Raw genomic sequence first — 24,461 nt, 5'->3', positions numbered from 1 at the left:
TTCGTATGCAAGGAGGCCATGATGGCTGATATCGACCTATCGCGGTCAAATGATTACCGCAACGTCACCGATTACTATAAAAACATGTCCGATGAAGCGATTCGTGCTGATTTAGACACGCATCGCTCTGACGTCATTTCAATCATGCAAAACTTAACGCATGACTTCAACAAGGCCACGGCTGTGCGTAATAGCAATGCCTTTGCCGGCCGTAAATTAATTTTCATGAATCCCGTGAACGAATCTTTCCCCGACCGCAAAGAAGGGTCTAAGAAATGGGATCGTCGTGGTTCTGTTGGCACGTATAACTTCGAGCACATTGAACATCACCGTGTGACTGATTACCAAGCCGTCTTTGATCAGTTGCATGCCGAAGGTTACACCATTTATGCCGTTGATAACATTGCATCCTACCATCCACAGAGTCTGTTCGAAGTGACTTTCCCTGCTAAATCAGCTTTTGTCTTCGGTGAGGAACAAATTGGTTTGGCGGATGATTTAATTCAAGCGGCCGATGCCATGATTTACATTCCCCAAGCCGGCTCCGTCCGGTCATTGAATGTATCCGTGGCGCACGGTATCATCATGGCATTTTATGCCAGTCAACATCCAGTGGCCAAATAAGCACTGCATAAACAGGCCACGTACTTCACGGTTGAGGTGCGTGGTCTGTTTTTGTGCGCCTTTATTTTTTCAAGAAATCCATCCACCAAAACAACCAAGTCACCGCCGCCATAAATAGGAGACAGATAAAGATGGTAATCACCCAACCAAAGGGCGTGTGGGCAAACGGCAGGCTGACGTTTTGACCGAAAAAACCCGTAATAATGGTCGGCATCGTTAGCACAATCGATGAAACCGTCAAAACCTTCATTGTCCAGTTCAACCGGTTATTTGACAAATCTGAATATGAATCAGAAACACTTTTTGTCACCTTTTGTGATAACTGACCGGTATCAAGGGCTTGGACTAGTTCAACCAGCGCATCCTCAATCCGTTCCAGGTTATTTTCGGTTAACGAATAGCGGTGATTTTTCTTAAACCCACGTAACAAATCAATGTCGGTTTGCAATGAATTCAAGATATAAATCAAATCAGTTTGCAAATCCATCAAGATATCAATCTGTGCCTGGGTATTCTTCACATGCCGCATTTCTCGTTGTATCGGCATCCGGCGCCGATTAATCTCCAAAATAGCTGCTAAAAACTTGGCAGCAATCAACACGATGACATTGACCGACAGACTGATGGGGGTCACATCGTGCGCTTGCCGTTGGAGCAACTCTTCGATGATTTGGCGCAGGTAATCCGTCACATAACTGGTTTCTTCGCGCGTAAACGACAGAAAATGCTGCATGTCGTTGGTGAACATCAACCCGACTGGCTCAGTCGTCGCAATCGTTGATGTCGGCGTCACGACATCTATTATCATTAAGGTCACACCCTTAACATCATCATATTCCATCCGCGCACTCTCATATGGGTCAATGGCATAATTAATCAACTCGTTGTCAATGCCAAATTCATTATTCAATTTTTCACGGTCACCGGGCGTCATGTTATGAACCGTCGTCCAAGTAAACGTGTCTAACGGGGTAATTGTTTTTAGCATAATTACATACTTTCCGGGGGCCCTACCGTCGCTAAACTGGCCACCTACTCTCTTGTTCTGTGCTATCATTTTACACCCTTAACCGGTATTTGGCTAAGCGCAATGTCACCTTGAATGCTATAATTTTCATAATACAACGATAAAGGAGCACCACCATGGCAGATAAATATCCCACCGCTGAACTCATTGGCGTTGTAATGACTCAAAATAATTCTGGTCAGTACGAACCCCAAAACACCCCGCTCACGCCAGCCGATTATCATAGCTGGCGCATTGGCAAGCACACAAAAGGGAAGCTCGGTCAACCTGGTCAATTATTTTTAACAGAAAACAGTTTGACCGTGATGCTGGTTGCGGTGCATAAGTTGCGTTTTCAGGATCGCCACGCCATCTCACCAATGGGTCGGTTTCTCTCTGAGTCAGTCCCAGCAGCCCAAGCCACCGCGATTATCACTCATTATACCAACTAACCTTTTTCACTGCCATTTTGACCCACATCTGGCATAATGATACCAATTAATAACGCTCAGGAGGATTGCAATATGCAAACACATCACGTGTCATTGTTATCAGGGGACATTGAGAAGAATAAACTTTTCTACATGCAGATCCTCGGCTTACGGTTCATTAAAAATTCAATTAATCAGGCCAACGCCCACATGCGCCACATTTATTATGGAGACTTCATGGGGACGCCTGGTACCGTCGTCACTTTCTTCGTACATCCGAAATTAGACCGACCACGAGTTGATGGTAGGATGTTCTTCTCTGGCTTACATTTTGGGATTCCTGCCGGTACCATGCCATACTGGCAGCAACGTTTAGAGACCGCTGGTCGCCCAGTCACCATTGATGACCGCTGCCTGCTCCATACAGAAGATTTGGAGGCTATTCCGGTTGTTTTGAAGGAAGTTGAGCGGGCAGTCTTTGATTGGCATACTAACTTTATGAGCGATATCCCGGCGGAAAAGCAAATTACCGGGGTGCTGGGTGCTGAACTACACGTCCCCGATGTCGCTGCAACCGCTAATTTTTTTGAGACGATGTTCCATGATTATGGCGTGTTTGTCAAAGGTAATGTCATCAATCTCGACCATGAACAAGCCATTTATTTGCAAGCCACCGCAGCTGATACCCCTGATTCTAAATTTGGGGCCGGTTCAACCGATCACTATGCGCTCGCGGTGGCCTCAAGTGTCGATTTAGATTATCTCTGGGAACGCGCTAAAACCCTTAGTTGGCAGCGCGAACTCTATGTTGACCGGGGTTACTTCAATTCCATTTACTTAATTGAACCAGCTGGTAACCGGGTCGAGGTCGCCTCCCTAAACCCTGGGGTTACGCTGGATGAATCTATTCAAGATTTAGGTACTACCTTTGCGATACCCCCACGTTTTGAGGCATCTCGCCAGAAACTTTTGCAGTGGTATGCTGAACGCGGGGTGCATTTTGATGACGTGCAGCCTTACACAGGAACAGGTAACCCAGACGATGCACCTGTCACACCTGTCCACGCTGAACACGGTCATACCCGTAATGACTAACTAAAAGGCCAGTCCTACCGACATGCGGTGGGACTGGCCTTTTTTAGACAAAAAAGTCTCTGAAGATAAAATCTTCAGAGACTTTTAACGTAAATATTAGTCTTCAGCTACGAAAGGCAAAAGACCCATGATACGAGCACGCTTAATAGCAGTCGTAACCTTACGTTGGTTCTTTGCTGAAGTTCCAGTCACACGACGTGGCAAAATCTTACCACGTTCTGAGATGTAACGCTCCAACAATTCAGTGTTCTTGTAGTCAACATATTCAATGTGGTTGGCTGCGATAAAGTCAACCTTACGACGACGGCGAGGTCCGCCACCACGACGTTGTTGTGCCATGATTAAATTCCTCCTGATAGTTTAGATAGACAATGATTTATCCAGTAATCTAGAATGGTAGATCATCATCAGAAAGACTAACTTCCTGACCTTGACCTGCAAAAGGATCATTCTTTGGTGCTGCACTAGATTGTGCACCGCCAAAGACATTACCATTTGATGGTTCCGCACTTCCGAAAGGATTGCTTGATGGTTGTGCATTAAAGCCACCACCATTATTCCCACCAAAGCCGTTGTTGTTAGTTTGAGTTGCTCCTTGTGATGAGCGACGCGACTCTGATTCAGCGCGACTCTCAAGTAATGAGAAGTTATCGACTACAACTTCGGTCACGTAGATACGTTGACCTTGTTGGTTCTCGTAGTTACGCGTTTGCAAACGTCCTTCAACGGCTACTAATGAACCCTTTGAAGTAAATTGAGCGAAATTTTCCGCTGATTTCCGCCAGATAACGGCGTTGATAAAATCAGCTTCACGTTCACCACTTGCATTAGTAAACTGACGATTCACAGCGAGTGAGAAAGTCCCCACCGCTGCACCAGACGTCGTATAACGCAATTCAACATCACGCGTCAAACGTCCAACCAAAACGACACGATTAATCATAGGTAAATCCCCTTTCAGCATTCTAGTTACTGAAACAACTGCTCAGTAAATCAGTAATTACTTAGCTGATTCAACTGCGCGCTTAACGATCATGTGACGCAAGATGTCTTGAGAGATCTTTGCCAAACGGTCGAATTCAACGTATGCTGCATCGTTTTCAGCAGAGAAGTTCACGATGTGGTATACACCTTCGTGGTATCCTGCGATTTCGTATGCGAAGCGACGTGATGACCAGTCTTCTGACTTAGCGATCTCGGCACCGTTGTCCTTCAAGATACCGTCAAAGCGCTCTACCAAAGCCTTCTTTGCGTCTGCATCCATATCAGGGCGAATAATGTAAGTTAATTCGTACATTATGATGTTCCTCCTTTTGGTCTATGGCCGACTTTCTATTCCTGCCGGCAAGGAGCAAATCAGACACAATTCGTCTCTAATTCACAATATATTATTCTACCAGTTAACTGCCGGTAGCGCAACTGTTTTATCGACGATCTCCCAGCGGTTCTCGCCACTGCAGGCCTACATGAACTAGGCATCAACATCATCAATAAAGAGCACGTCTGCCAAAATGACCCAGTGTTGATATTCAATATCAAAGGGCGCTTTATTTTCCAGCAAATCATGGAATTGTGACCGTTTTAAATACTTTGGTCCATGTACACTCGTTTGCCAGATGTGCGTGCCACCTTGTTCATCAGTGTAACGAAATGATAAATAATGAATAAACTCTTCAGGCATACTACACCCTCCTTTTGGAATCACCAGGCTGATTTGGTTACTGCCTGGATCAATGTCTAAAAATATTAGCACCGACTACTACAAGCCTAGGAAATATTTCCCGAAAATAGCGGCTGCGATTGCCCCAACGAACGGGGCAATACCTGGTACCAAAATCCCGTATTGCCAGTCATTATCAGCTTTATTGGGGATTGGCAGCAACGCGTGTGCAATCCGTGGCCCCATATCACGGGCCAGGTTCATCGCGAAACCAGTTGGTCCACCAAGCCCCATACCGATCGCCCAGACTAATAATCCAACCGCAATCGGCACCACGCCAGGGGTCTTAATTTGCGCGATGGCCAAAATCGCTGACAAAAAGATGAAGGTTGCAAAGGCTTCAACAAAAAAATTACGGGGCAAGTTACGAATCGCTGGTGAAGTTGAAAACATGTTCCGAATGGTCACTGGGCTAACGCTACCATAAGAGGCCTTAAACTGATCTGCGTACATGACATAGACGATTAATGCCCCGATGATCCCACCTAATACTTCAGCAATGGACACCAAGAAGAAGGTTCCCCAGGTGTAGTGTCCCAAAAGCGTCTGAACCAGCGCCATCGCTGGATTAATTGACACATCCCCAAAAATGAACAGAGAAATCGTAATCCCAAAGCCCCAGGTCGTAATCGCAAATAAATGCCCTGAACCATGATACTTGGTCTTTTCCAACACTGTGTCAGCGTGCACGCCGACACCAAAGATAATCATAAGCGCCGTGCCCATGAACTCGGCTAATAATTGATGAACCAAAATCCTATACTCCTAATATACAAATAAGGTAGTCAGAAGCGGTAACAGGCTGAACCTGTCGCATCGACTAGTGGCTACCACAATAATTTCTTCAAACCATTTCATTATAGTCCTATTTAGGTCACCAAATGTTGTGATTTAGAGAAAAAGTTGTAACAAATTGCTTAAGAATACAAAAAATGTGGCTATTTTAATTATTTACCAGTCCAAAATAGCGTTTTTTGGAAAAAATAACTTACTTTTTGTTTTAAAATATCAAATTATGTTAATCACATATACATATATTTGAAGCGGACGGTTCTTAAGTAACCGCTACACAAAAAAGACGTCCACCTCTATGGTGAACGTCTTTATAAATTTAATTAGAGTGTAGACCGAAACCGTGTCTTGAATAATGGTGACACTGCTCGATTTTCATTAATACGAGTAATGGCTTCACCAATCAAGTCTGAAACCGTTACTTGTACCAGCTTAGGGAACATCTTTTCAGCTGGCAAATCGATTGAATCTGTAACAATCACTTGTTCGAAAACTGAATTTTGCAGATTCTCAACAGCCTTACCTGAGAAGACAGCGTGCGTCGCGACAACGTAGACTTCTGCAGCACCTTCATCTTTCAACTTTTGGGCACCTTGGGTAATGGTCCCACCAGTATCAATCATGTCATCAATCATGATGGCGCGCTTACCCTTGACATCCCCAATGATGTTCATAATTTGAGCAACATTGGCCTTAGGGCGCCGCTTATCGATGATGGCAATTGGTTCAGTTGAACCCAATAGTTCCGCCAACGTACGGGCACGGGTCACACCACCATGGTCTGGTGAAACAACAATAGTGTTGTCATCAGCAATGCCACTAGTTAACAAATAGTCGGCTAACTTAGCAGCACCGGCCATGTGGTCAACAGGAATATCGAAGAAGCCTTGGATCTGTGCGGCGTGCAAGTCCAAAACTAGGACACGCGTTGCGCCAACCATTTCCAACATGTTGGCAACCAACTTGGCTGAAATAGGTTCGCGTGAACGGGCCTTACGATCTTGACGAGCGTATCCGTAATAAGGAATGACAACGTTAATTGTGTTGGCGCTAGCACGACGCAGAGCATCAATCAAAATCATCAATTCCATCAAGTTATCATTGACGGGTGCTGAGGTTGATTGGATGATGTAGACGTTATCCCCACGTACTGATTCTTCGATATTAATCTTGATTTCACCGTCACTAAAACGGGCAATATCAATTGATGAAAGCTCGATACCGATTGATGCTGCAATCTTTTCCGCTAAGGGACGATTACCGCTCAATGAGAAAATTTTCAAATGCGGATCCGCATATGTCGTCATGTTGTCCTCCATTAAACAGCTCGTGTTTACTTGTTAGTTCATTACTTACTATGATAGCTTTTTTCGCAACATTTTTCAATTAGTACGATTGATAAATCGCTTTTTAGTTTCTCCAGCAGAAAAATCCTTCAGACACTGATTATGTCTAAAGGACTTTGATTAAAGTAAATTAATACATAAAAAATGGTTAACTCACCCTTGATGCTATCTGTCGGCTACTCAAGACCATCAAACTTTTCGTGCAATGGTGTCCGCTCCCAAAAGTCGAGTTTTGTCGTCTGGCGTGAACGAGCAATCCCCATCGCGTGCTTAGGCACATCATCGGTAATGGTTGAACCAGCTGCAATAAAGGCTTCATCACCAATATTTACCGGACCGATAATCTTTGAATTTGAGCCAATGAATGAACGGTTACCCACATTAGTGTGCCACTTATGCAGACCATCGTAGTTCACAAAAATGGTGCCCGCACCAATATTGACCTCATCGCCAATGGTGGCATCACCAAGGTATGAAAGATGTCCCATCTTAGAATCAACACCCAAGTATGCTTTTTTCATTTCAACGAAATTACCAGCATGAGCGCGTTCGCCTAAGACGGACTGTGGCCGCAAGTGAGCGTATGGACCTACCGTAGCAGCTGCCCGTACTTCGGCTTCTTCAAAATGGGAAGCATCAACTTGGACATCATCGCCCACCACTGAATCCACGATGCGCGTGCCCGTGGTTAACAACACACGTTGCCCGATGACTGTGTGTCCCTTGAGGTAAACATTGGGTTCAATCACAGTATCGGCGCCAATTTTGACGTCGACATCGATATACGTATTGGCTGGGTCAATCAAAGTCACCCCATTACGCATATGCATGTCATTGATACGTTGCCGCAACACCTTGTTTGCTTGTGCCAAGGCCACCCGATCATTGACCCCCATGGACTCATCAAAATCAGCCATCACATAGGCGCCAACTGTGTGTCCCGCCTGACGCAAAATTTCTAATGTGTCTGGCAAGTAATACTCACCCTGGGCGTTATCATTGGTCACCTGCTTTAAGGCCGCAAATAATAGACGATTATCAAACACGTACACGCCAGTATTGATTTCGTGCACGAGGGCTTCTTCTGGCGTCGCATCCTTTTGTTCAACAATCCGAATAACGTTGCCGTTTTCATCACGGATAATACGTCCGTAACCAACAGGATTGGGTGCTTGTGCCGTTAATACCGTCACGGCGTTGCCACTTTGTTCATGGAAGGCGAAGAGCGCTTGGTACGTATCCAAGGTGAAGAGTGGCGCATCCCCTGAAGCAATCAAGGTAACCCCCTCTTTGTCACCAAGAACTGGCTCAGCCATTTGAATGGCATGCCCCGTACCTAGTTGTTCAGCTTGCAAAACGACAGCAGAACGATCCGCCACGCGTTGCTCGACTAATTCAGCCCCATGACCTACGACGGTGACAACCTGAGCGACTTGGGCTTCCAGTACTGTATCAAGGACTAATTCAACCATTGCCTTGCCGCCAACTTCATGCAACACCTTTGGCAAATCTGATTTCATGCGGGTACCCTTACCCGCTGCTAAGATAATGACATAACGAGACATTTTCTCAAACTCTCTTTTCTATTAATCTACGTAATCGGTCACATTGCCAGCCGAGAAAATTTCTTCGGCATAGTTACCGGGGCGGACCTGAATCACGCCATCTTCTTTATTGGTATCAACATGCACCAATGATGTGTACTTATCAATCACGCGATGCTCAACACGCCCTTCGGCAACCACTGCTGCCCCAACGACCGTACCTTCAAATTCCTTAACCAATGATGCCATGCCACGAATAGTTCCACCAGCCTTCATGAAGTCATCGACGATCAACACCCGTGATCCCATTGGCAATGAACGGCGTGACAATTCCATCTTTTCCAAACGTTGTGATTGGCCAGTGACATAGTTCACTGACATCGTTGGTCCTTCAGTCACCTTGGTATCGTTACGCACAATCACAAAGGGAACATTCAAATTTTCAGCAACGGCTTGAGCAACAGGAACACCCTTGGTAGCCGCAGTCATCACGGCGTCGATTGGTTCTTTTAAGTATTGCGTGGCAATCAAACGACCGATGCGTTGTAATACCCATGGCTGCCCCAACAAATCAGACAGGTAAACATACCCACCTGGCAACACACGTGTTTCGTCATTAACTTCATTCACTAATGAAGCCACGAAATCCTGGGCATCGGCCTTGGTCATGTATGGTGTAAAGCGAGCTCCACCAGCTGCCCCAGGAATTGTTTCTAACAAACCAATCCCACGCTCATGGAAAGTGCGCTTCAAAATAGTCAAATCCTCAGAAATAGAAGACTTGGCTGATTCATACAACTCAGCAAATTGTGTCAAAGACACCAATGTACGGGGACGCTCTAACAAATAGCGCGTCATATCAACTAAACGATCACTGCGACGTGTTTTCATAATTATAATCCTCAAATGTTCGGTAATTTCATTTTAATATCTTCAATTATAACACGAACGTTCTATTTTGTTGCAATAGATATGCCGAAATGCGAAATATGCATTTAACATCAGGCATTTACAGACTGATTTGCGAATATTCGTAGTTTGTCACGATATGCGTTCAGACTATGGTGGCTAACATCAGAAAAGACATGTCCACCGCAGTGGACATGTCTTGGTTTAAACTTGGGTATTAACTACTCGCTGTTTGTACTGTTTACTTATAAATCCATTCGTTGCCATCTTCAGCCAACAAATCATCAGAGGCCTTAGGTCCCATGCTTCCTGAAACGTAGTTAGGGAACTCTTCGTGGTTCTCATCCCATACCTTTTGGATTGCATCAACAAACTTCCAGGCAATGGCGACACCGTTCCAATCAGCAAAGTTTGAACCGTTACCATCCATCGCGTCATGAATCATACGCTCGTATGGTTCTGGCGTACGTTCGACATCCAATGGAGATACTTCCCAGTGCAAAGTATTCGTACGTGTTTGGAACTCAGTCGTCGTGTCTTTAGCATTGATCTTGAAGTCAATGCCACCAACTGGGTCAATCAAAATTGACAATACTGGGTTATCTAAACCAGCTGCATCTCCAAAGATTGAAGTGCCCTTCTTAAAGACGACATCAACCCGCGTTTGCTTTGTCTTCAAGCGCTTACCAGTCCGGATATAGAATGGCACACCTTCCCAACGTGATGAACGGAATTGCAAACGACCAGCCACAAATGTATTGTTTTGTGAGTCAGCTGGCACATCGTCTTCGTCCAAGTATTTCTTTTGTGTTCCATCAGCATTTTCACCGTATTGGCCACGGACGAAGTTCTTCTTTACACCAGCTTCATCATAGATTGACAAGGCATTAAAGGCGACGTTCTTAGCAGCACGGATGTCCTTGTCAGTGAATGTAGCTGGCTTTTCCATCGCTAACCAACCAATAATTTGCATCGTGTGGTTTTGCACCATATCACGCAACGCACCGGCTGTATCATAGTAACCAGCACGTTCTTCGACACCCAAAACTTCTGACAAAGTTACTTGGATATTTTGGATGTAATCCTTGTTCCAGGCAGCATCAAACAATGGGTTACCAAAACGAACTGCTGCAATATTTTGCACCATTTCCTTACCAAGGTAGTGGTCAATACGGAAGATTTGATCTTCGTCAAACACTTCATTCAAGTCATTATTTAATTGTTCGGCTGTTTCGTATGAAGAACCAAATGGCTTTTCAATCATCAAACGATTGAATTCACCGTTTTCAGTAATCAAACCTTCTGACTTCAACAACTTAGCAATTGTAGAGAAGAAACGTGGTGCTACTGACATGTAATAGATCCGATTGCCCTTCAAATTGAACTTTGCGTCCAATTCGTTGTTCAATGCCAACATGTCCGCATAGCCGTCCTTATCAGCAACGTCTAACTTGATGTAACGGAAGTGTGCAATAAACTCCTCGGCATTGGCTTCATCTTCAATTGAGTCGTGAATTGAAGTGCGGACCATCTCGTGGAATTCTTCTTCAGTCAAATCTGCACGTGAAGTACCAACAATTGCAAAATGCTCTTGCAAGTAACCCTTCTTGAACAAGTTATAAACTGATGGATACAACTTACGCTTTGCAAGGTCACCAGTTCCACCAAAGAATGTCAACAACGTCGTAATTTCAGCTGGCATGTTAATTACTCCTTATTTTATCTCAACAACAAATTATGTTAGCGGTTTCAACTTAAACCGTTTAACTTATTATAACATTTTTTTCACAAAATCACAGTGGCGTATGTAAAAAATTTACACCTTATTTCACGACGTCATCAGGTTCATTTTCCATCGCATTGGCAAAAAAACGCGTTGCATTAATCGCATTTTTCCAGCCACGAATGAGCCGATTCCGCTTAACTGTTGCCATTTGTGGCTCAAACATCCGCCCCTGACTAGTTAAATTAGCTAAGTCATCCAATGAATGCCAAAAGCCTACTTCCAAGCCAGCTAAGAAGGCCACACCCAATGGCGTCGTATCTTCATGTACTGATCGGTCGACCGGAATATTGGTAATATCAGCTTGAAACTGCATCAAATAAGGATTACGTGACACCGTGCCGTCAGCCTTGATGACTTCAATTGGATGATCCGTCGCTCGGTCCATCATGCGTAGAATCTCCGCAGTTTGGTATGCAATCGATTGTAGGGTCGCTTTAATAAAATCATTCTTATTGGTCCCACGTGTCATCCCAAAAACCGCGCCCCGGGCATGGGGATCCCAGTATGGTGCACCTAACCCAGAAAAGGCTGGTATCACATAAACTTCATCATTGTTTTGCGAGGCTTCGGCGGCCTGCCAGGCATCGGTCATGTCAGAAATCATCCCCATTCGATCATGTAGCCATTGTACGGCTGAACCGGCCGCAAAAACAGAACCCTCCAATGCATAAACCGGTTCTTCCCCAATTTGATATGCGATCGTTGCCACCAGGTCATTGTGTGACGCCACCAGATGATTCCCTGTATTCATCATCAAGAAAGTTCCTGCGCCAATCGTCGTTTTAACCGTGCCCGGCTTGTAGCCTAATTGGCCAATCAAACCTGCATTTTGGTCACCTACCATAGCCGTAATTGGTACGCTGCCACCAAAAAATTGCATTGGGTTGGTGACAGCTAGTTCACCCGCCGATAGCACAACTTCTGGCAACATTTGTCTAGGAATATTGAATAACGCTAGTAATTCATCATCCCATTGACGCGTATGCAGGTTGAATAACATCGTTCGTGCGGCATTTGAAACATCAGTAATATGACTCTGACGGTCAGTTAAATTCCACACCAACCAAGAATCAATGGTTCCAAATAATAGATCACCCTTTTCAGCCGCTGCTTGCGCGCCACTGACATGATCCAAAATCCACCGAATTTTACTTGCTGAAAAGTAGGCACTTAAAGGCAACCCGGTTTTTTCAGTAATTAATTTTTTTTGATTAGCCTGATCGAGGGCATCAACGATGGCTTGTGATTGCGTTGACGACCAGACAATCGCATTATAGATTGGTTGACCCGTGTTTTTATCCCAAACAATCGTTGTTTCACGTTGATTAGCAATACCAATCGCTTCAATATCGTCGACATGAATCCCCGCGTTGATCATCGTTTCAGCGACTGCCGTTTGTACGGTGCGCCAGATGTCGATCGGTTGTTGTTCAAACCAGCCTGTTTCTGGCGTCACTGCAGTAATCGGAACCGATGTAGAAGTGACACGGCGGGCATTATGATTAAACAACACCACCCGCGTACTCGTCGTTCCTTGATCCACTGCCATAATATATTTGGGTCGTGTAATCGCCATTTGTTACTCCTTTGTACCGCGTTAAACTGATGTATCCGTTTTCATCTACTTCATAGTATATCAAGAATTCGCTTTATGCTAAACTATTACCAACAATTCATATTTAACAATAGCGAGAGTTGCTTTGACTCTCAGGAGGTATTTATGCAAATTCATCCCACGACGGACGATGAAGCATCCAAACCGTACCACGTCGAAGTTGAGCCACGTGTTTTATATATCGCCACGCTCATCCAAAGTACCGGGGCTTCACTTCTTTGGCCGATCACGACCTTGTATATGCATGACGAACTACATGAAACTATGACGACGACAGGCATCGTCTTGATGGGTATGTCCCTAATGATGATGCTTGGTAGTTGGCTGGGTGGTCAATTATTTGATCGTTGGCACCCCTATAAGGCAATTGTCACCGCGGTAATATTCGCTACCGCCATCCTAACTACGCTCACTTTACAGCATAGCTGGCCCGCTTTTGCTGGGCTACTCATGCTGACCGGTCTGGCAGATGGGGCGATTTATACGTTATTAAATGCCTATACGGCCACCGTCACTTCCCGTGATTCCCGTCAAGTTTTCAATATGCAATACCTCTTCATGAATGTTGGGGTGGTTCTCGGTACCCTGACCGTGGGCTTCTTATTCGACCATGGTGCAAAACTTGTCTTTGGAACCGCCACGGCCATGTACGTCATTTTCTCAGTTTTAGTCATCCTAACATTTAACGTGCCAGGCATGACTAAACAGGCCGCGCGCTCGGCTGCCAAAGCGGCGCGCAGTACCTTTAAGCCCCCCTTCCTAATATACATCTTATTAGGCTTAACGTTTTCACTGTACCTCGGCTACATCCTGTGGGAAACGGTCATTGCTACGCATATGATCGCATTAGGTTTAACTACCCAGGACTACTCGATGCTTTGGACAATTAACGGCATTGTGATCATTATTGGTCAAGTTATTTTAAATCGTTTTTTGGCTGATGTTTCCTTTAAACTGACTGTCTTGGGTGGTACAACACTCTTCGCCATTTCATTTATTTTTTTGATGTTTGCGCGAACTTACACAGATTTTTTGGTCGCCTTCCTGATTCTAACCGTTGGTGAACTACTGGCTTCACCACAAATTCCTGCCTGGATTGACGCGATTGGTAATCCAAATGCTAAAGGGCAAGAACAAGGTTACGTCACAATGATGATATCATTTGGTCGCGCGCTCGGCCCCTTCTATGGCGGGGTGATGATTGATCATGGTTCTTATAAATTATTATTCTTTTCAATTTTTGGTTTATTAATGGGCTTCTCAATCCTATCCTGGCTAGTTGATAACCGCCTGAAAATGGCTCACAAAAAAGCACGTTCGTCACAATGACGAACGTGCTTTTTAAGTACAAAATTACAAAGTCGTGAAATCAATGACCTTACGACCAGTGATTTTACCTTCCTTCATTTCTTCGATGACATCATTAATATCACGAATATCAACCTTTTCAACAATTGGCTTAACCTTACCTTCAGCCCCAAATTGAAAGGCCTCTGCTAAATCATTACGCGTTCCAACCAGTGAACCACGGACTTCGATACCATCCAAAACTGTCTTGGCGATGTTCAATGACATATCCCCTTGTGGCAAGGCCATGGCGACTAACTTACCCATTGGCCGGAGCACACTCACAGCTTGACTGAACGCAGCATCGTTAACCGCTGTAACTTGCGCATTATGCACCCCACCAGTCAATTCAAGCACCTTAGCAACGACATCATCGGTATGCCGGTTAACCAGGACTTCAGCCCCATTTGACTGCGCGGCGGCCAACTTGTCTTCGTTACCATCGATCACTGCAACATGGGCGCCAAAGACATTATGCGCGTATTGAACAGCTAAATTACCTAAACCACCGGCACCATGCACTGATACCCACTGACCTGGCTTCGTCTCACCGACCTTCAAGCCCTTGTAAACAGTGACCCCGGCACAGGTAATCGATGAGGCTTCAACAGGATCCAAACCTTCTGGTACTGGTACGGCGTACTTAGCATTCACAACTACTTGTTGGGCCATCGCACCATCAACTGTATAACCAGAGTTACGAACTTTACGACAGAAAGTTTCGTTACCGGAAACACAGAATTCACATGTGCCACAAGCATCATAGAACCAGGCGATTGAGACGCGATCACCCACCTTTAAGTAATCAGAGGCGCCCTCACCCAACTTAGCAACCCGGCCGATACCTTCATGACCGACCACCCGTCGGAAGCTCCCATTACGCATACCCAACTCATTTGGGTTACCAAAATCACCGCTGGCAACGTGCAAATCGGTGTGGCATAAGCCTGAATATTCAACATCTACCAACGCTTCACCAAATGCCAATGGCTTTGGTGACCAATTATCAATCAAGTCCAAGAATCCATCTAATGTTTCACGTACTACTGCAGCCTTCATTGGTCTGTCTCCTTTAATTTCAAAAACATTTGTTAACTATTTCACAAATACATTATACCGTATCAACACTTCAGTTTCAACCAATTATGTGATTTTTTGCACAATTATTTTTGAAGTTTTTTAGAACCAAAAAAACACCCTCATCACTGAGGGTGTTACGTTATAAATTGATAATCTTTTTGGCACTGAAGGAATAGATTGATTTCCGAACCACATTTTTGCCCATCGCGGTCAATGCCTGGGCATAGACATTAATCTGACCAGCATAACGCTCTTTTATTTTTTCTAAATCAGCTGTAGTTTTCGCATAATCTGTTTTGTAATCAAACAACCAGATGCCCCCGTCAACTTCAAAGTAACCATCGATGATTCCGTGAATCAATACCCGTTCATCCCCAATAAAGCCTTTGTAGAGTTGCTCTGCCTGCATTAACATTGAAAAAGGAACTTCACGTTGCAACGTCGCAGCATTTGTAACCATGGCTCGACCTAGTTCTGAATGACTAAAAAACTCTGCCAAGCTGGCCGCTTGATTACGTACCATCATCGCGACCGGCGGGTCAAGCAACTGACTCGTGGTCAATTCCTCAATCAAAGCTAACACATCCGCCGTAGTGGGTGCACCATCTTTCAAGGACAAACGTTGCATCACCAGATGAACACCTGTACCAATAGCTGTCGCCGTTGGGCGCGAATGTTGGGCTTGCATAAAGGCTGGTACTGCAAACTCTGGTTTAGTGTAGCGCATTCCCTGGGAATCACCCACAGCCATGCGCAAATCAACAACATCCCGTCCGACCGCTAAATCGGGATCTTCAAATAAGCGTTTGATTTCTGATACCGATTGATAAGCTGTCGCGCGCGTAGCCATTTCATATTGATAGTTGAAAGCAAGGATTTGCTGCCAATCACGAGTGGCATCCACGTCAATATCTGCCGGGGTAGTCGTTGGCTGTAGTGGTTGCTCAGGATTAGCAGGCGCACTTTTAGCCACCAACTCTGCTAACTCAGCACCGTTGGCAACTTGAATATCAAAGTCAAATTCACCACTCAAATTTCCAATGTTGCCCGTGGCATAATCTTTCTTTTGATATGTCGCCGGCGCCTTTACAGGAACATCCCCAAAGTCAAATTCACCATATTGCGCTAATGACTGAGCCATGTTGCTAAATTGGGGATGGCGTACCATAGCCATACCTACCAAATCCATATATGACTTAGCTTGGAGTCGAATCGATTCGTCTAAAATCCAATCAGCACTTGATTGACTAGCCAAGCCCCACTTTTTGGCGATTTCCGCTACATTCTTGTAGGTACCCACCAAATAAAGTTGTTGCTCTGCCCGGGTCAAGGCAACATAGAGCACTCGAAAAGCCTCGGCATACATGGCGCGTTTGATGGCATCCCGAACGGCAGTCACCTGCGGCGCTTGCAAGGCCAGATTATGGTCAGTATCAACATACTCGACCCCAACGCCTGCCTGTGAATCCAGAATCATTTTACCGTTCAGGTCCCGCGTGTTGAATTGATTAGTGGCGTTTAACAGAAAGACTACCGGAAATTCCAAGCCCTTCGAGCCATGAATGGTCATGACTTGAATAGTATCAGTGGCTAGATTAGCATCAGCTTCACTCAAGTCTTTATCGACTGCCTGTAGTTCATTGACATAGTTAATGAACTGATACAAACCGACAAAACTACTTGCTTGGTAAGCCGCCGCGCGTTCATATAGCGCGTGCAAATTAGCTTGCCGTTGCGCGCCGGATGGCAAACCGCCAACATAATCCAGCCAGCCTGTTGTATCATAAATTTGCCAGAGCAACGTGACAATTTGATTTTGGACGGCTGTTTCACGAAACTGTTGCAAATCAAGTAAGAAACGCTTGACCGCATCCTTAGTCGTTTCGACCAATTCAGTCGAAACACCATCAATCGCAATCGTTAATTGATTGTTAGCAAATGCTTGCACCGCATCATAAAAATCACCCTTCTGATGTTGGGCCCGAATCAAGGCCAGCCCGTTTTCCCTAATACCATAAATTGGGGAACGTAACACAGCCACAAGGGGAATATCTTGGTGCGGATTATCAACCACCTGCAACAAAGCTAAGATGATGGCAATTTCAGTGGTTTGGAAATAATTGGCCGACCCATTAATTGTCACTGGCAGATTAAATTGTTTGAAAACATCGACCAAATCCAAGTTTAAGTTACGTGAGGGTACCAAAATCGCAATATCACTATATCGAATGGCCCGCTTAACTTGCTCTTCACGATCATAAATTTCAAAACCTTCTGCCAGCATCGTTTGGATTTTATGCGCCATCAACGTTAGCTGCCCAGTCCGTGGTGTGAACCCATCTGTCACGATAAATTCACTCGGTTCCTCGTCGTCATCCTGATCGTCGTTGACACCATCATTGAGATAAATTAATAATTCAGCCTCATGGGGAATGTCAGTCGGATAGTAATCGGCACCTGCCACCAACTTAGCATCCCCGGTGTACTCTACATCTCCCAAATTTTGGCTCATTAACTGCATAAATAAGTAGTTGATGAAATTAGTGACATTTGCTTGGGAACGGAAATTTTCTGCCAACGTGATGACTTCAGATTGAGCATCGTTAGGGTAGGTATCAGTTAATTTGTCACCAAATAACTTGGGCTCAGCTTGACGGAACTTATAGATCGATTGTTTAATATCCCCAACTTGAAAGACATTATTATCCCGGGCAATCGCTTGCAGAATGTATTCTTGCAAATAGTTGGTATCCTGGTATTCGTCGACCATAATCTCTACATAATGTTCACGGAGATTTGCTGCAATTTCAGCGTTTGAAACGATTGCTAACGCAAAATGTTCCAAGTCATTGAAATCATAAGTCCGGCGGCGCGTTTTTTCTGCAAAATAGGCCTCCCGGAAGTCACGTACTAATTGTACTAAGCCAGCAACGACTTCACGGGCACCCGCAATCGCCACGCGTAAGGTTTGATTATCATAGGCAAAATAGTCTTGCAAGAGGTTTTCATAATCTTCTTTAATCGCCTTACGAGTCTCCTTAACCTGCTCCCATTCTTGCGCTTCAAGTTCATCAAGGCCACGGGGTTTACTAAGACCCTTTTTTGTCCAAGCTGTCCACACGTAGCCCCGCGCAGCCTGACGTAAACTGTCCCATGAAGTGGTACTTTTTAACTGTGCTAAAAGCCACTCCAGCTGCTCAACCGTTGTTTGCACATCTTCTTGACGCACAGGCTGGTCGTTAATTGTATTCACTAATTGTTCTGCCCGTTTTAAAAGGCCTTCAATCCGCACTTGTAAGTTACGCTGCATCTGCTGCTGATAAAAAACTGATGCTGTGTACTCATCTCCTATTTCATAGGCGTTAACCAAGCTCTGTAACCAGTCATCTGTATCTGGCCGTGCCATGGCAAAGTCAAACAGCTTAAACACATTTTGGCGCAAGGCATCATCACGACCACCATTTGAAACAAATTGGCGTGCTAAATTGTTAAAAGATGCATCCCCGCTGGCATACTTTTCTTCAATCAAATCCTGGAAAACAGCTAACATCAGGAGCTGCTTTTCCGCATCATCGGCAATCAAGCGAAAGACGGGATCTAAATCAATCGCATAATGATATTGTTCAATCAAGCGCAGGGCGAAAGCATGTAGGGTTGAGATATTAGCAATTTTTAGGAGCCGCAATTGTTTCAACAGATGCTGTTGCTTAGCCAATGTAGTTTGCTTGTTAATTTCAGCTTGAATCGCTTTCTCCAAACGCTCACGCATTTCAGCAGCGGCCGCTTCTGTGAAAGTTACAATCAAAAACCGGTTGATATCCTCGCCATCAAGTAACCGTTGTAAAACACGTTCAACCAACACACGCGTCTTGCCGGAACCAGCTGAAGCTGACACTAAGATGTTTTTCCCTTTATCAACAATCGCTTGGCGTTGCGTATCTGTAAATTGAATAGCCATTAGTTCTGCGCTCCTTTCTGTAAGAAATCATGCATGGCTGCTAAGATGTCCTCTTTTTGCCATTTAGGTAAGTCATGGTACTGATCCCCCATCATCGCGTCAAAGCGCATAATGCTTGTGAAATCAGAATACTGCAAGCCAGTGCTTTGGTTATCACGATATGGCGCTAGTTCAAACTGACCAGCCAAAATTTTAGCCGCAATTTCTTGAATTTTGGCCTCATTGAAGGCCACTAAGGTATCAATGACCTCAGGTTCGGTGACATCTGAACCCTTCTTAGCGACACTACCGTTTTTATTGAACTTAATCTTATATGGTGATTTAACCGCTTCATTAACCATCTGTTGTAAGAAGTCATCATCATGCAAAATAATGCCACTGTAAGTCCCTTGTGTCTGCCGTTTTTCATCCGCTTGACGCAATAGATCTTCATAGGGGGCTGGTTCTAGTTGTTGCCCCACTTTGAGTACCTCATTTTTCAATGACCAAAAAGCAACAGAACCCATCGTCGTATCCGCGGGTAACTGATCAAGATTGGCCAACATAGCAGACCAATAAGTCATTAATTGCAGCTCTAGACCAGCAAAAGCCTTTCGATAATCGAAACTGCGATTACCAGACTTATAATCAACAATTGACAAGAAATTTTTAGGCGTCGTCGTGACATGCACCTTATCAAAACGATCGATTTTTCCACGGACAGTCACCGCTTTACCATCACCCAAGTCAAAGGTCATTGATTTAAAGGAACCATTAGCAATACCAAAGCCGGTTTCGGTTCCCATCGTTTGAATGCCTGCATTAGGTAATTGGCCCCGCCGCATGTTAAGCAATGCCACATGGACTTGTTCAATCAAAGTTTGCGTTAAAAATTGCATTCGACTCGATGATTGTAAGACATCGAACATCGTATTACCTGCTTGCAAAATTTCTTGTGCAGCTTGCGTCTCCAATTGAACTAATTCAGCATTGGAAACTGATCCTAACTCACGCCCCATCATTTTTTGGAAAACATTTTCTAAAATGGCATGCATAAATGAACCCATTTCAGCAGGCGTGACATCAAATGCTTGTCGTGGCTGCAAACCTAGTCCATAACGAAGGAAATACTCGAAGGGGTTACGAGAATACGTTTCGAGACGGGAAATCGAGGCTTTTAAATCATTACCAAATAACGCCGTCACCAACGCGGGTTTAATCTGTTCAACCGTATTTCGGTAGTTAAGGGCCGCCATAATGCGGGCGTAATAATCAGGTTGTAGGCGAGTTAGTAAGTGAGTCAGTTGCTGCCAGGCACCCGAGAGTTTGGTATTTTGCATGGCTGCTTGGCGATTCACAACGACCAGATTTGCCAGCGTACTCTGCACTGAGCCGAGTCGCCAAAGAATGGCATCAGACTGGTCATCAGGTGCTGGTAATGCTGGAATGACTGTCACAGTGATACCCATTCCCCGCACAAAAGTTTTAACATATGAGGCAGCTTGCGTACTATTATCACCGTCACTAGTAGCATATACCCAGATTAATTTTTCACGACCACTCATCATGGCGTTATAAATTAACATCGCATCCTGGGCCATTTCAGCATCCGCGGTTTCACGTAAGCTCACCCCGTCTGGCAATAAGGTTTGTAAAATCAGGCGATCATCATCTTGTAGGAGGGCATGCTGCCTGATCGTAACTGGCAAATTCTTGTTTGTTGCCCCAAAAATGAAACCGTATTTAGCCGTTTGCATCTGAACAATACCTGATTCAGATACTGTTACCTGATCCATGGTCGATGGAACTGCACTATACTTAGCTGTTTCAAAAGCGGTTTGGAGAGCGACTTGCAAATCACTAATCGCCATATCATGTTGTTCATCAAAAATTGCCACAAAATCATCCAGCACGGCCATCAACTGTGTCCAAACTTGTTCAGGTTGTTTAGCCGCAAATAAGTCACCACGATCCATCGCTGCATCCCGCCACTGGAGCAACCTTTGCTCCACGCCAGCATCATGCAAAAATTGATACAGTTTCGTAGCCAGTTCACGGGCTGTCTTAGCTGTCGCCAAATTTTGCAGAAATGGGTTCAGTAGTTCACTGACCTGTGTATGAATTAATTCTAATTGCGCATCGCGCTCAGCCATACGTGCCTTGACAACTTCATCTTCGTCAACTGCGAGATTAACCTCAAAATGCCAAGGCTCTGTACTTTGCCATTTCCAACCAGGTACATTTTTAGCCAACGCATAGTTTTCAGTCAAGGCTAACGCTTCACGGTAAGCACCCACTTCAACACCTGTTGGAATCAACAGTTCCGTCTTCAAAATAAGCATAATCGCCTTAAGATCAAAGTGTGGCGCAAGACTTAATAATTCTTGTAACATGGCTACCAGGGGATGGGCACTCATCGACCGGTCAACATCCATGAAAAATGGTAGCTCAAACCGGTTAAAAATCGCCGGCAACATATTTTGATACTGTTTTAAATCTGGTGTGAGCAACAAGAAATCACGATAACGTGCCGTCCCATGGGCTACCATTTGCCGAATATAGCGAGCCATCTGTTCAACCTCTTGATAACGGGAACTTGTTTCCCAAACTGCAACCCCGGGCGCGGTTTGGTTTGACGTGATCCCGTTTTGCGCTGTTTCAATCCAAAACTTAGAAACAGCCTGCATCGTTGGTGATAGTTGACGCATTGCCTGGGCCTGACTAATAGTCACCGTGACCCCGACCTGGTTGGCAAAATCACGTAATTGTTGGGCTAGGTGCTTGGGCCGGTAAAATAAATCTGTTTCGGCCACATCGTCAGCCAGCGTTTTCGCCGCTTCATCGGCCGGTAGCGCAATCGTTAAACTAGCCCCTTTTTCAATCAGGGCTTCAATCACCCCCCGTTCTTGGTTCGTCATCTGTGCGTAACCAAAAACATAGAAGTGATGCTGCGCTAAATCAGCACCATCATTGAATAAGAAGCGTTCGAAAATGCCCAATAAATTACTGGTTAAATATTGATCACGCTTGCCCAAAGTAGCACTGAATTGACGGCCAATAAGCGCTAAATCGTGCAATTTGCGTGACAAAACCACCCGTGTTGCTTGTAAGTCTGTGCTCAATTGCGCAACGTCATCCCAACTCAAGCCCGATTGTTGCAATTCAAGTAACTGCGCAGAAAATTGCGCGATAAAGCCTGGTTTTTCCACCAATGAACCATATAGTTGTAAGTCATCCCGCGCCGCATTTAATAAAGCCGTCATGATCATAGTCATCGCGTTATCAGACAAATTAGCTTTCCGGTACAGGGGATCTTCATTCATGTAAAACCACGCCAGCCGACTCAGTGAAAAGACCTGCACTTGCTGGGCAGCGATGACCGCACCGGTACGCTGATGCAACATAGCTAATCGCTCTAAGACACTGATTTCTGATTGGAACTTGATGTGATTTGGCACGAGATAGAATAACCGTGCTTTTGCATCGTGTTGTATCGTCGTTTGCATTTTCTGCAACAGCTCAAGTTCTAAGTCCTTGGTACCATCGCCAAAGATAATTGATAACGCCATGCTCGACTCCTATTCTGGTAACTTAATTAAGTTTATTCTAATATAAAAGACCACCACATTCTAGTGGTGATCGATTAAAGTGCTGTTTTATAACCCGGTTACTTAGGACCGCGAACAAATGTAACAGCAATCATTTTTTCGCTGACTTCGGATTACCCAACAAGGTCAATGCCTCGGCAAAGATGGCCATTGAGCGTGTTAAGTTAGTTACCGGTGTGCTTTCATTCGCTTGGTGGCTTGAAACTGGAACATCCGGGAACTGCCCACCAAAGGCGACCCCCCGTTTTAGCAATCGGGCATATGAGCCACCGTTAGAAGTACGGGGACGCCTGTAAAAACCGGTTTGCCCAGCATACACTAAGGACAAGGTACTTACCAATTCATCGTCTTCAGGAACATAATGTGGTGCCATGCCAACACTCTCTGGCTCAAGGGTCATTTTGTCAGTAGGTAGATGGGTGGTCAAAGTGGCAAATATTTCCGGTACGGTGATCCCCGTGGGATAGCGAATGTTGAGCACGATACTTCCTTGCCCATGATTGGAATAACGGACAATGCCAATATTCAGTGTCAAATCCCCCGTCAGTTCATCAGTATAACGAAGACCAACCTGGGTGGCGTAGGGATCATCATGCAGCGTCTGACCGACGAAGTGCAAGAACGGCGCAGCATCGCCACCGAACGGATATTGACTCAAAAAATTTGCCAAATAAGTAGCCGCATTTTCACCATCTTGCGGATATGCGCCATGGACCTGAACACCATAAAGGACCAGCGTAACTGTCTGCTTACGGATGCGCGTCGTACCATGTAAAAAGGGATACTGTTGTAAATAATTTTCAAATGCATCGGCTAAGGTAGTTTGATCAGGCACCCGTACCCGGGCACGCGCTTCACCCGGCAAAACATTGGCACGATCCCCAGAAATAAATCGTTGTAACTCAAAGGCCCCCGTTGAATCACTTGGAAACCGCACGCGAATTGTTTGAAATCCCTTTTCAGCGTTCACCACTGGAAATGCGCCATCGGGTGAAAAAGCCATGGTCGGCTGACCCTCTTCAGCAAAATACTGGGGCATATCTCGCCAACCATTCTCTTCATCGGTGCCAATAATCAACCGGATTTTACGTGTCACTGGGAAATGATTGTCCTGCAAATATTTCAAAGCATAATAGGAGCTCATTAAATCTGCTTTCATATCATGCGCACCGCGACCAAAATATAGCCCATTCAACACTTCCGGTTTGAACGGATCACGAATCCAGCCCTCCCCAGCCGGCACAACATCAATGTGTGTCAGAATGCCAACGGTTTCAGGTGCATCAGCTGGTCCATACTCGATCCAGGTGACCTGATTATTCACCCGACCATACCGCAAGCCATCACGACGGGCCAATTCCTCCATCTTCGCCAAGGCGCGGACCATATCAGAACCATAGGGGGTTTGTTCAGTCATCGTTTTAGGATCAAGCACAGATGGAATTCTGACGATTTGATTTAAATCTTTAATTAACGCCGCTTCATATGGTTTAGTTCGTTCAGCCCATGTCACCATCATGTCATCCTACTTTACTCGAGAAATATCAATAACCTATTCTAACAATATTAGACTTTTAGGTAAACGAATCAAGGAAGAAAAATTAAAACTTTTTAATCAAAA

Annotated in this window: 19 protein-coding genes; 4 read left to right on the top strand and 15 right to left on the bottom strand. The window is 44.9% G+C overall.

All coding sequences use genetic code 11. The features are described 5' to 3' along the window. The first annotated feature begins 21 nt into the window (after nt 1-21). Entirely contained in the window at nt 22-624 is a 603-nt protein-coding gene (locus WSWS_RS00975; RefSeq protein WP_070229513.1) for a TrmH family RNA methyltransferase, read from the top strand. Between the two features lie 61 nt (nt 625-685). Here WSWS_RS00975 and WSWS_RS00970 read toward each other — a convergent pair whose 3' ends face one another. Next, the gene (locus tag WSWS_RS00970; protein WP_070229512.1) at nt 686-1,612 is read right to left on the bottom strand and encodes a magnesium transporter CorA family protein; all 927 of its coding nucleotides are present in this window, start codon (nt 1,610-1,612) and stop codon (nt 686-688) included. Between the two features lie 155 nt (nt 1,613-1,767). Between WSWS_RS00970 and WSWS_RS00965 the strand changes: the two genes are divergently transcribed. Both WSWS_RS00965 and WSWS_RS00960 read left to right on the top strand, forming a co-directional pair. Continuing rightward, entirely contained in the window at nt 1,768-2,082 is a 315-nt protein-coding gene (locus tag WSWS_RS00965) for a DUF7671 family protein (protein ID WP_070229511.1), read from the top strand. Nucleotides 2,083-2,154: 72 nt separating this feature from the next. Further along, nucleotides 2,155-3,156, top strand: a complete 1,002-nt coding sequence (locus WSWS_RS00960; protein ID WP_070229510.1) for a VOC family protein — start codon at nt 2,155-2,157, stop codon at nt 3,154-3,156. 96 nt (nt 3,157-3,252) lie between these two features. On the opposite strand, the gene rpsR is transcribed toward WSWS_RS00960, so the two are convergent. The 10 genes from rpsR to glpK form a co-directional block, all read right to left on the bottom strand. Beyond that, nucleotides 3,253-3,495 (bottom strand): 30S ribosomal protein S18, encoded by a 243-nt coding sequence (rpsR, locus tag WSWS_RS00955; protein ID WP_070229509.1) that lies wholly within the window; start codon nt 3,493-3,495, stop codon nt 3,253-3,255. A gap of 49 nt (nt 3,496-3,544) precedes the next feature. After that, nucleotides 3,545-4,099, bottom strand: coding sequence for a single-stranded DNA-binding protein (ssb, locus tag WSWS_RS00950; protein WP_070229508.1), 555 nt, complete (start codon nt 4,097-4,099; stop codon nt 3,545-3,547). A gap of 57 nt (nt 4,100-4,156) precedes the next feature. Continuing rightward, nucleotides 4,157-4,453, bottom strand: coding sequence for a 30S ribosomal protein S6 (gene rpsF, locus WSWS_RS00945; protein ID WP_070229507.1), 297 nt, complete (start codon nt 4,451-4,453; stop codon nt 4,157-4,159). 174 nt (nt 4,454-4,627) lie between these two features. After that, a complete protein-coding gene (locus tag WSWS_RS00940) occupies nt 4,628-4,837 on the bottom strand; it encodes a hypothetical protein (RefSeq protein ID WP_070229506.1) in 210 nt (69 codons plus the stop codon). Between the two features lie 78 nt (nt 4,838-4,915). Next, entirely contained in the window at nt 4,916-5,629 is a 714-nt protein-coding gene (gene larD / locus WSWS_RS00935; protein WP_070229505.1) for a D/L-lactic acid transporter LarD, read from the bottom strand. A 362-nt stretch (nt 5,630-5,991) separates the two neighbouring features. Next, nucleotides 5,992-6,975: a ribose-phosphate diphosphokinase gene (locus WSWS_RS00930; protein WP_070229504.1), complete on the bottom strand. Its 984-nt coding sequence runs from the start codon at nt 6,973-6,975 to the stop codon at nt 5,992-5,994. Nucleotides 6,976-7,190: 215 nt separating this feature from the next. Beyond that, nucleotides 7,191-8,579 carry a bifunctional UDP-N-acetylglucosamine diphosphorylase/glucosamine-1-phosphate N-acetyltransferase GlmU gene (gene glmU / locus WSWS_RS00925; RefSeq protein ID WP_070229503.1) on the bottom strand — a complete coding sequence of 463 codons (1,389 nt, stop codon included), beginning with the start codon at nt 8,577-8,579 and terminating at the stop codon, nt 7,191-7,193. Between the two features lie 21 nt (nt 8,580-8,600). Then, nucleotides 8,601-9,449, bottom strand: coding sequence for a pur operon repressor (purR, locus tag WSWS_RS00920; protein WP_070229502.1), 849 nt, complete (start codon nt 9,447-9,449; stop codon nt 8,601-8,603). A gap of 259 nt (nt 9,450-9,708) precedes the next feature. Beyond that, entirely contained in the window at nt 9,709-11,169 is a 1,461-nt protein-coding gene (gene zwf / locus WSWS_RS00915) for a glucose-6-phosphate dehydrogenase (protein ID WP_070229501.1), read from the bottom strand. A gap of 121 nt (nt 11,170-11,290) precedes the next feature. Next, a complete protein-coding gene (gene glpK, locus WSWS_RS00910; protein ID WP_070229500.1) occupies nt 11,291-12,829 on the bottom strand; it encodes a glycerol kinase GlpK in 1,539 nt (512 codons plus the stop codon). Nucleotides 12,830-12,973: 144 nt separating this feature from the next. Here glpK and WSWS_RS00905 point away from each other — a divergent pair, with 144 nt between their 5' ends. Continuing rightward, a complete protein-coding gene (locus WSWS_RS00905) occupies nt 12,974-14,197 on the top strand; it encodes an MFS transporter (RefSeq protein WP_070229499.1) in 1,224 nt (407 codons plus the stop codon). A 24-nt stretch (nt 14,198-14,221) separates the two neighbouring features. Here WSWS_RS00905 and adhP read toward each other — a convergent pair whose 3' ends face one another. The 4 genes from adhP to pepV all read right to left on the bottom strand — a co-directional run bounded on the left by adhP (nt 14,222) and on the right by pepV (nt 24,359). Further along, a complete protein-coding gene (gene adhP, locus WSWS_RS00900) occupies nt 14,222-15,274 on the bottom strand; it encodes an alcohol dehydrogenase AdhP (protein ID WP_070229498.1) in 1,053 nt (350 codons plus the stop codon). 160 nt (nt 15,275-15,434) lie between these two features. Continuing rightward, nucleotides 15,435-19,253, bottom strand: coding sequence for a helicase-exonuclease AddAB subunit AddA (gene addA / locus WSWS_RS00895; RefSeq protein WP_181777839.1), 3,819 nt, complete (start codon nt 19,251-19,253; stop codon nt 15,435-15,437). Then, on the bottom strand, nt 19,253-22,801 hold the full coding sequence (locus WSWS_RS00890) for a PD-(D/E)XK nuclease family protein (RefSeq protein ID WP_070229497.1): 3,549 nt from the start codon (nt 22,799-22,801) through the stop codon (nt 19,253-19,255). The genes addA and WSWS_RS00890 overlap by 1 nt, the downstream gene beginning before the upstream one ends. Before the next feature lie 130 nt (nt 22,802-22,931). Continuing rightward, a complete protein-coding gene (pepV, locus tag WSWS_RS00885) occupies nt 22,932-24,359 on the bottom strand; it encodes a dipeptidase PepV (RefSeq protein ID WP_070229496.1) in 1,428 nt (475 codons plus the stop codon). Nucleotides 24,360-24,461 lie beyond the last annotated feature (102 nt).

The organism is Weissella soli (assembly GCF_001761545.1).
Classification (GTDB): domain Bacteria; phylum Bacillota; class Bacilli; order Lactobacillales; family Lactobacillaceae; genus Weissella; species Weissella soli.
Note: the sequence above shows the minus strand (reverse complement) of the source record. Positions and strands in the feature narration are given on the sequence as shown.